This window comes from Luteibacter sp. P1_D3 (assembly GCF_056406135.1).
In genome coordinates, this window is the sequence record NZ_JBFUAT010000046.1 from 22,729 (window position 1) to 31,369 (window position 8,641).

Annotated in this window: 4 protein-coding genes; 2 read left to right on the plus strand and 2 right to left on the minus strand. The window is 62.8% G+C overall.

Annotated features, from left to right (window positions below):
• Positions 1-109 precede the first annotated feature (109 nt).
• Together AC1DYM_RS20665 and AC1DYM_RS20670 are read right to left on the minus strand one after the other, a co-directional pair.
• Positions 110-2,947, minus strand: a complete 2,838-nt coding sequence (locus AC1DYM_RS20665) for a UvrD-helicase domain-containing protein (protein WP_477341578.1) — start codon at positions 2,945-2,947, stop codon at positions 110-112.
• A 38-nt stretch (positions 2,948-2,985) separates the two neighbouring features.
• Complete coding sequence (locus AC1DYM_RS20670; RefSeq protein WP_477341580.1) at positions 2,986-3,693, minus strand: hypothetical protein; 708 nt, start codon at positions 3,691-3,693, stop codon at positions 2,986-2,988.
• A 334-nt stretch (positions 3,694-4,027) separates the two neighbouring features.
• Between AC1DYM_RS20670 and AC1DYM_RS20675 the strand changes: the two genes are divergently transcribed.
• Both AC1DYM_RS20675 and AC1DYM_RS20680 read left to right on the plus strand, forming a co-directional pair.
• A complete protein-coding gene (locus AC1DYM_RS20675; RefSeq protein ID WP_477341582.1) occupies positions 4,028-7,723 on the plus strand; it encodes an SIR2 family protein in 3,696 nt (1,231 codons plus the stop codon).
• Positions 7,720-8,641, plus strand: a 922-nt coding sequence (locus AC1DYM_RS20680) for a DUF4238 domain-containing protein (RefSeq protein ID WP_477341584.1), incomplete at its 3' end; no start/stop codon positions are given. The genes AC1DYM_RS20675 and AC1DYM_RS20680, both read left to right, overlap by 4 nt.

The window sequence follows — 8,641 nt, forward strand, 5'->3', positions numbered from 1 at the left end:
CACGGGTTCGGATACGCAGCCTGGCTCAAGCCGTTGACTGGTCAATCGGGCAGTTGGTCGCAGCGGGTGGCGTAACCTATCCTTGCCGCACTCTTCGGACACGGTGCACTTAACGGTGCGCCGGGCCGGACCGGCGAGGTCGCGGTCGCGGCGGTGTTGGTGGTGATTTCGGAAGAGATTGTGTGTGACCGCAACGGGGGTAAGCGGTGCAGCCAATGAAGGGGCTTTTGGTCGCGGCCCGCACGATGAGCACACCCTTGCGACAGGTGGGACAGACCTTGTCTTCGACGGGTTCGCCGGCCACGTTGGTGACAGTGACCCGTCCATCCTTGACCAGTTCATCGAGGAAGACCGACTGCTCGCCGCGGACGGTAATCATGGCGACCGAACGGCGGGCACGGGTCAGCGCGACGTAAAACAACCGTCGCTCCTCGGAGAGATGGAAGGCATCCCCGCCCGGCATCGCGAGAGTCAGCACCGGGTCGTCGGGACGCTCGCTCGGAAAGCCATGCCGGACCATACCGGGCAGCACCACGTAGTCCGCTTCCATCCCCTTGGAGGTGTGGATGGTGGAGAACGACACCACCAACTGTGCGCCGAACCGGCCGCGCCAGTCATCGGGAACGTAGCGCTTGTCGTTGTTATAACGACCGAGTACGAACACCGTGACCCTGCCGTCCTTTCCCGGCGCAATGGTCCCGTCGCGCACGCCAGCCGCTAGCCTAGCAAGATGATGGGCGACGACGCCCGCAACGTCATTTTTGTGCGTGACTTGGAGGGCAGTCAAAACAGCTCCATGGTCGGGCGTGTCAGAACGGACACGTTTTTTTATCTGCGCGGGGTTTTTTGTCACGAACTCGCCAGCAGCGTCGCAGAGACGCTGGGGACAGCGGAATGTCTGCTCGAGCCGGAGCTCCTCGCCACCCCCGCACCAGTCGGCAAACCCGGTCATGACGGAGATGTCGGCACCCGCGAACCGGTTGATGGACTGCCAGTCGTCACCGACCGCAAAGAAATGCCGGTCGGGTTGATTGACGAGCGCAAGGCAAAGACGCGCACGGGCCCAGGACGCGTCCTGGAATTCATCGGCCAGGACAAGGTCGTATGGAGACTCGAACCGCCCAGCCTCGACGAGCTCGGCGGCCTGGATAAGCATGTCTTCGAAGTCAATTTCATTGCCGGCAGACAACGCTTTGTCCCAAGCCTCGCGGACGGGTTTGGCCAGACGAAGGAACAGACGGTGGCGGAACGTGAACGCTCCTTCGCCCATGTTTCCAAGCCGCACTGTCAGTGAGTCGTTGTCGAGTGCATTGCCCTTGGCATGACAGATGAAAGCCCGCATGAGTCCGATGAGGTCGCTGTCTTCTACCGGCGCTTGTCCGTCCTTGGGGACCGGGCGGTAGGGATTTGGGTCGAGCTGGAGGCCACGGCTCGTGAGCTCGTGCGCCAGATGCTCGAAAAGCCTCCCGGACCACAGCTGGCTCGATGTCGTTTCAATACAATCGGTGCCGAGCTCCGTGTGCGTGGCACGCTTCCAGCGGACGCCGGCAGCGTAATCCTTGAACTGAGGAGGCGGATTGCCTGCCCTGTCGAGCGCGAAGTGTTCGTGGTAAAGGCCGATTGCAGGATAGAAGAAATCGGGGCGGTACTGGGCGTGGTCTGCCGTTACGGTGTCGAACTCGTAAGGCTTTTCGTAGACATAGTCGACCCCGTTGTAAAAGAGCCAGTTGGCGACGATGACTTCCTCGGCGCTCTTGACCGGCTCGCCGCGCAACGTGCGTAGAGAGCCACGCTTGCACCGGGGGTCCCACTCCTCGTCAGGGGACACTTCGCCGAAGGGCGGGATGTCACGACCGAAGACGATGCGAAACATGTCCCAGTCGGCTGCAAATTTTGGCGAGCGGTCCCGGATGCCATCGATGAGTCCGGCGAGCTTTGCGATGCCCTCCTTTTTCTCCTTGGCCCAGAGTGGCACATGGCGCTTGCGGCCGGTGCCTTTGCCGATGATCGCTGCACCCAACGAATGGAACGTCTTCGCCTCGACCGACACGTCACTGAGTCCAACGCGGGCGAAAGCCCGCGTCGTGCGTTTCTGGAGTTCGGCAGCCGCCGCCTGATTGAACGCGAGCATCACGATGCGGTCAGGCGAGACGAGCCCCCGCCTGATGGCGTACGCCGCCTTGGCAACCATCGTCGATGTCTTGCCTGAGCCAGCAGCAGCAACCACCTGCACACGGTTGTCGAAGCACACGACTGCGCGTGCCTGCTCATCGGTCAACGGACGAGATTCGACGCTGTTGAAGAGGTCGCGGTGGGCCTCAATTTCCTCCGCCATGAATTTTCCATTGCGCCGCCGGGCAGCACCGACGTGGTCACCGCCCCAAAAGCGCACAGCTTTCTCCCCATCAAGGGCATCGGCGCCAAGCCTTGCACGAAAATCCGGCTCCTGGAGAACGGCCAGCAGTTCTTCCATCGTCGAGGTCAGTACTGGGCGGCTGCCCGTGATGGCGCGAAGGTTTTCTGTTGTCAGGTAGCAACGCCGGCTGTTGGCGCGGCCGATGATGCGGTGCGCCCCTTCGCGCCATGGTCGAATGGCGGAAAGTGCCGCGCTGGTGCGCTCCTGGCGGGTCGTGCGGCGCTCGTCTTGAGCGCGGCGCTCCGCCTCGATCCGCTGCAACACAAGCACCGCCTCAATGGCAGCCGCAATGTCTGAACCGTGCCGGTTCGGAATGCCGTCAACCCTGACGAGTCGCCCGCCCGGAATTTCGAGCGCGAGGTCCGTCCAGAACACGCCCTGCCGGATGACAAGGGGGGAGCGTCCGTCAAGGCGCGCAGTGTGGCGCGTGCCCTCTGCGACAAGCGTGATTGATGCCCCATCAAGGCGCAACGCCCACTCGCCTGCGCCTGTAAAACGCCGCCCCCACGTCGACGGACTCCATTCCTGCATGCTCAACGTCCCTGGTATTCCGCCGATGGCAGTGTCGCTTACGGTTTGCCGCCGAGCTGCGTGCCGTCTGCAAACACGACCATGGCCGGTTCAAATTCGACTTTCATCTTCTCGACTGGCGTGAAGGCCAGCTCATGGTCTTTTTGCTCAAACTGATTGTATTCCGTCGAGCCCTCCCAGACGACGGTCTTACCGGGCTCAACGGCGTCGGTCATTGCGATGCCGACGCGCGTGATCGGGTCGCCGAAGAGATTCTTGAACACCAGTGCTCCCTTGACCCCCGCAACGGTCTTGGTGGATTTGTTCGAGTACGCCACCTTGAGGTCTGTCTCACCGCGATACCGGCGTACGTTGATGTCTGCGGGAAGGAAGGTCTTCTCAACGAGAACCACGGAGACTGCAGCAGACAGCACCGCCCGTGCAGCTGCCTGGTCCCGTTCGACAGATGCTTTCAGAGCCGCCTCTTCTTTCTCGCGGACCGCTGCGGCTTCTTCGACGCCTCTCTGTTCGACGAGTGCCTCTGCAACCGTTGTGCCCTCCGGAACTGCTCCACCGCTACCGATGAGATGGCGAATCATGTACCGAGCAAGCGTCTCCCGTTCGCTCTCAGGAAGCTTTTGCAGGTTTTCCCGAGCCTTCGCATCAAAGCTGTTGGCGTCCCGAGGCAGGACCATGCCGTGCGGGTCGCTGCATCCAGCGAATGCGACCAGGCTGCAAAGAACGACGGTTCGAAGGATGGGGCGCATCGGCAAGCTCCTTGATTGTTCATCTTGCGCGACGCGCTACGCACGCGACGCTGGCCGGCAATTTGCGGCACGTAACTCTTGAGTCGCGTATCGGCCCCTTCCGCGAAATCTTGAGCGGCGACGCCAGCAAGCAAGCCTCCGGGTCGCCGACGCCAAATCCAGCGTCTTGCCAGGCAATGGGCACGTACGCCGCCTGTTGCCGCCGCAGCGGGCTTATCCCCAACGCTCACCATCCTGGCACCCGTCTGGTGATGCGCCTCGGCCGGTGAGATGAAACGCACCGCGCAGACGAGGCCGTGTCAAAATTGCATTTTGGCGCGATGGGCGACATTGAATGCATTTTGTACCCGGTGGCCCGGATGTCCCCCATGCCCTCCTTCGCGCGCACGAGGACGGACAAGTCATTTTCTTCTGTGGCGCGGGTATCTCGACGTCGGCAGAGCTGCCGTTGTTCGGCGAGCTTACCGAGCGCATCTTCGCAGCGGTTGGCGCTCCCTACCCGGAAACGTTAGAAGGCAAAGCACCGATCCCGTATGACGTATTGCTCGACCAGCTCGAGCGGGGACCGAGCGCCACGCGCGTGCGACGGGCACTGCCGGCGCTTCTCGAACCCGACCGCACCCGCCCGCACGCAACGTCCGTGCATGAGGCTCTCCTGAGGCTTGCGAACCGGTCGAGCGCTGCCCCCGGCATTGTCACGACCAATTACGACCGACTGTTTGAGCACGCCGCAAAGCGCCTTTCCATCGACCTCCCCGTGCACCACGCGCCAGCGCTTCCACTTCCCCGTCCCGGGCGCTGGGACGGCCTGGTGTATCTCCATGGCCGACTTCCTGAAGTGCCACGGGAACAGGACCTGGCGGCGCTCGTGCTGACCAGTGGGGACTTTGGGCGCGCATACCTGACCGAGCAGTGGGCTGCCCGTTTTGTGGCTGAGCTCTTTCGGCATTACGTCGTGTGCTTTGTCGGTTACGCCATAAACGACCCCATCGTGCGGTACATGATGGACGCGATGTCCGCCGACGCCCGTTCGGGCCACGCGGTTCCGACGGCGTTTGCGCTGGGGGCATGTGTCGAAGGCAAGGAAGACGACGAGGCCAGGGGCTGGCTTGCGCGGGGTGCGGTGCCCATCCTTTACCGTATTGAAACTCATAAAAGTGACCACGCAGCGCTCCGGGATACCCTGGACGCCTGGGCGAACGTGTGGAGCGGCGGGGTCTCGGGCAAGGAGCGCCTTGTCACCGAGGGCATCCGAATCGGGCCGATCCGGAGCTCACCCCAGGATGACCATGTCGGACGGATCGTCTGGGCGCTGGCCGACGACCGGGGATTACCCGCCAAGGTGTTTTCTCGTGCGAATCCGGCACCGTCGCTCGACTGGCTCGCTGTGCTCGAAGAGCGTCGCTTCCATGCCGCTGACCTTGGCTTGCCCGTCGGACAGACACATTCCGACGGGGCCGGTGCGTTCAGCCTCTTTGACCGTCCAGCAAAAGACATACACGCCATGCGGCTGGTGTCCGGCAGCCGGGACATCGAATGGGACCGCGTGACGTTCCGCATGGCCGAATGGCTCGTCCGCCACCTCCACTCTCCACGGCTCCTCGATTGGGTTTCTCTTCGCGGTGCTGCGTTGCACCCGCGCCTCATTGGCCTCATCAGGCGGCGGCTCGATGAGATTGATAAGGCGCACCAGGCGCCAGCAGGTGTCGCACCCGCAGAAAACACGGACCCAGTTCCCGATGCCGTCACCCGCGCGGTGTGGAGACTGGCCTGTGCGGGCTACCTGAAGTCCCCGCAAGCCACCACGAGCCTGTATCAGTGGAAGCTGCGGTGGGACGTTGAGGGGATGACCTGGACGGTGCGCCAGGCGCTCGGGGACGCGCTGGGCCCCGTCGTGGTCGTTGGTCAGCGCCTTGCATTCCTTGAAACCGATGGCACCAGTCTGGAAGTCCACGTGTCGTTGCGCGCAGATGACACCGAATCCTGTGTAGACGAGCTCCGTGCATCGAAGGCGTGGAAATCCGTGCTGCCCGGCCTCATCGACCTTTTCGAGAAAAACCTGCGCGATGCCCTGGCCTTGTACAGCGAACTGGGACTCAACCGAGGGTACGACCCCACCGCAGTATCACTGGCGCATCTCGAACCCGGGGAAGCCAACTACATCGCGGAAGAATGGGTGAGGCTTGCGCTGCTCATGCGTGATGCGTGGCTTGAGATTGAGCACACCGACAAATCCCGGGCGTTGGACCTAGTGCGTACCTGGGCCGCAAGCCGACACGATGTGTTCCGGAAGCTCGCCCTGTTCGGCGCAGGTCGCCTTGACGGCATGCCGCTGGGTGAACGCCTCATCGTGTTGCTGGACGGAGGGACTGTCCTGTGGGCGCCCAACTTCAAATCGCACGTCGCCGAGTTCCTCGCCCGCATCGGTCCACAACTGACTTCGCAAGCGCGGAAACGGCTCGAGTCGGCCATCGCTCGCGGCCCGGGACGCCCGGCGTGGTTGAAGGCCGTGCCACGAAAAACATGGATCGCGGTGAAGGACGACGAATCCGCCCATCATTTCCTCGCCCTCGAACGCAACGCCTCCCTGGGGACGATTGGAACTGCGGCGATGGGCGCAATTGTCACCAGGCGTGCTGAGCGGCAAGATGAATCTGACGCTCTCACGCATCCCTCAGACGACGGCGCCATCTTCGCGGCGGCACCCATACGACCAGACCTAACGTCGGCCATCGACTTCCTCCGCGCGCTCAAGCCTTCCGACGCTCCCGGATACGCATGGCCGACGTTTTGCGGGGCTCATCCGGCGTTGGCCACTGACGCCCTGGTCGCACTCGCCGAGTCGGGCGAATGGCCAGCCGTTGCGTGGCGCCAGGCACTGGTGACATTGGCTCGCGCAGACAAAGCAACGTGGGAGCCACTGGGGTCTGTCCTCAACAATGCGCCCGAATCCGTTCTCGTTGAAGCCGGCCATGAAATTGCCGAGTGGATGCGAAGTGCTGTGCGGGCGGGTCAAGACGAGGGGGTAAAAGTCGTCCCGCTGGTCGGTCGGCTTTTTGGCCAGAGATGGGCCCCGCCCGACCCTGATCTGGACTTCCTTTTCCAGGCGCAGGTGCATCCTGCCTACGTTGTGGTGACTGCGTCGGTCGAGGCGTGGCTCAAGACCAACCCGGCGAACGCCAGCGTTCTGTCTCCCACATTCGCCGCAGTGTGGACGACCGTCACTAATCCAGATCGGGACGATCTCTGGCCCGGCGTCAATGCGCTCATGACACACCTCGCGTCTCTCTACGCAGTTGACGAAGCATGGACGTCCCGTCATCTACTGCCACGTCTCGACTGGCTATCCCCGCGGGCCGCCGAAGCATGGAGCGGCGTGCTGAATACCCCCCGCTTTACCCCGGCGTTGCTCGAGAGCATCGGCGCCGCTTTTCTGGGCATTGCCGACCATCTGCCTTCCTTCGATGCACACCGCCAAAAGCGCTTTGCGGAAACCCTGGTTCACCTGGCAACCGCAAACCCTCCTCCCTTCGATTTTGCCCGGCTCACCCAAACGCTGACGAAACTGCCGCCTGCCCTTCTCGAAGACTGCGTCAGCGCGCTCAAGTCCGTCCTACGGGGCAACGGGGACGACCGCGCGCTCACCTGGGCTGCGCGGATTGCCCCGTTCTGGACTCGGGTATGGCCGAAAACCGGGTCGCTCACGCCCGGCCTATTGCAGAAACTCGCGGAGCTGGTCGCCCTGGCAGGCGGCGCGTTTCCTGAGGCGTTCGAACTCATCGGCGACTGGCTTGCGCCCACCCGGTATCCGGCATACGTGTTTCAAACGATGATAGAAGCAAAGCTGTGCACCCTTTTCCCGGAGGCCGCCCTCCGCTTCATTGCCCGCGTCCTGGATCTTGAGCACGCTTATCCCTACCCGCTGCCGACTTGCCTTGACGAGATCGTCAAAGCGGCGCCGGTGCTTGAGCACACAGTCACCTATCGCACGCTCTTTGACCACGCCCGGATGTTGAACCTCGCCACGTGAAATCGACCGACGAAGCAACTGCCGCACCGACCAAGAACGCCGGTCAAAGGGAGCACCACTACGTGCCCCAGTTCTATCTTCGCCAGTTCTCGGACAACAAGAAAACGATTGGCCTGTTCCACCTGCCCACCGGCAAGGTCGTCGCGTCCGCGCCCATCAAGAGCCAGTGCTCAAGGCGCCAGTTTCACGCCTTCGAACCGGGGCTCGAACAGCGCATCGGGACGATAGAGGCGAACGCTGCGCCGGTTATCCAGGCATGCCTGGCCCGCGGGACTCCACCGGCGCGAAACTCCCCCGAATGGGCAACGCTCCTTTCTTTCGCCGTCCTTCAAAAACTCCGTACTGTCCGCGCGGCCACTGCCAACAGCGCGTTGGTGGCCGGGCTCAGCGAGTTTGCTGAGGAAACATCGGAGGACATTTATGAGCCGACGAAGGACCCCGTCTCGCTCTCAATACTCCAGGCGCCTGCGATTTCGCAGACCGCATGCGACCTCGCAATGCACCTGTTCGTCAACGGGACCAGCGAGGAGTTCGTGACCAGCGACGACCCGCTGGTGTTGCACAACGCCTATTCCGAAGCCGTCACGCATCGCGGCGTCCTGGGCTGGCGAAGCCGTGGACTCCAGGCGTTCCTGCCCCTATCTCCAACCGTGACCCTAATGCTCTACGACGCGTCGGTGTACGCCGTCGATGGGTCCAAGCGGGGGTTGGCCAGCACCATCGGCATGGTTTCGGACATCCAGGCCCTCAACAGCCTCCAAATTCTCAATGCCCACGAGCACGTCTACTCACGGACCACCATCGATGAGCGCGTGACCGACTTCATCAGGGAGACACGGACGCAACGGCCGGAAGGTCGTGCATTTTTTGCGGCGTCCGGGGAAGTACTCGAACCGGGAGGCGCAAGAAGCCGGATAC

What these genes read in the sequence shown, in the direction of transcription:
- AC1DYM_RS20665 (WP_477341578.1), bottom strand. Translation starts at nt 2,947, where the DNA reads ATGCAGGAATGGAGTCCGTCGACGTGGGGGCGGCGTTTTACAGGCGCA.
- AC1DYM_RS20670 (WP_477341580.1), bottom strand. Translation starts at nt 3,693, where the DNA reads ATGCGCCCCATCCTTCGAACCGTCGTTCTTTGCAGCCTGGTCGCATTC.
- AC1DYM_RS20675 (WP_477341582.1), top strand. Translation starts at nt 4,028, where the DNA reads ATGCATTTTGTACCCGGTGGCCCGGATGTCCCCCATGCCCTCCTTCGC.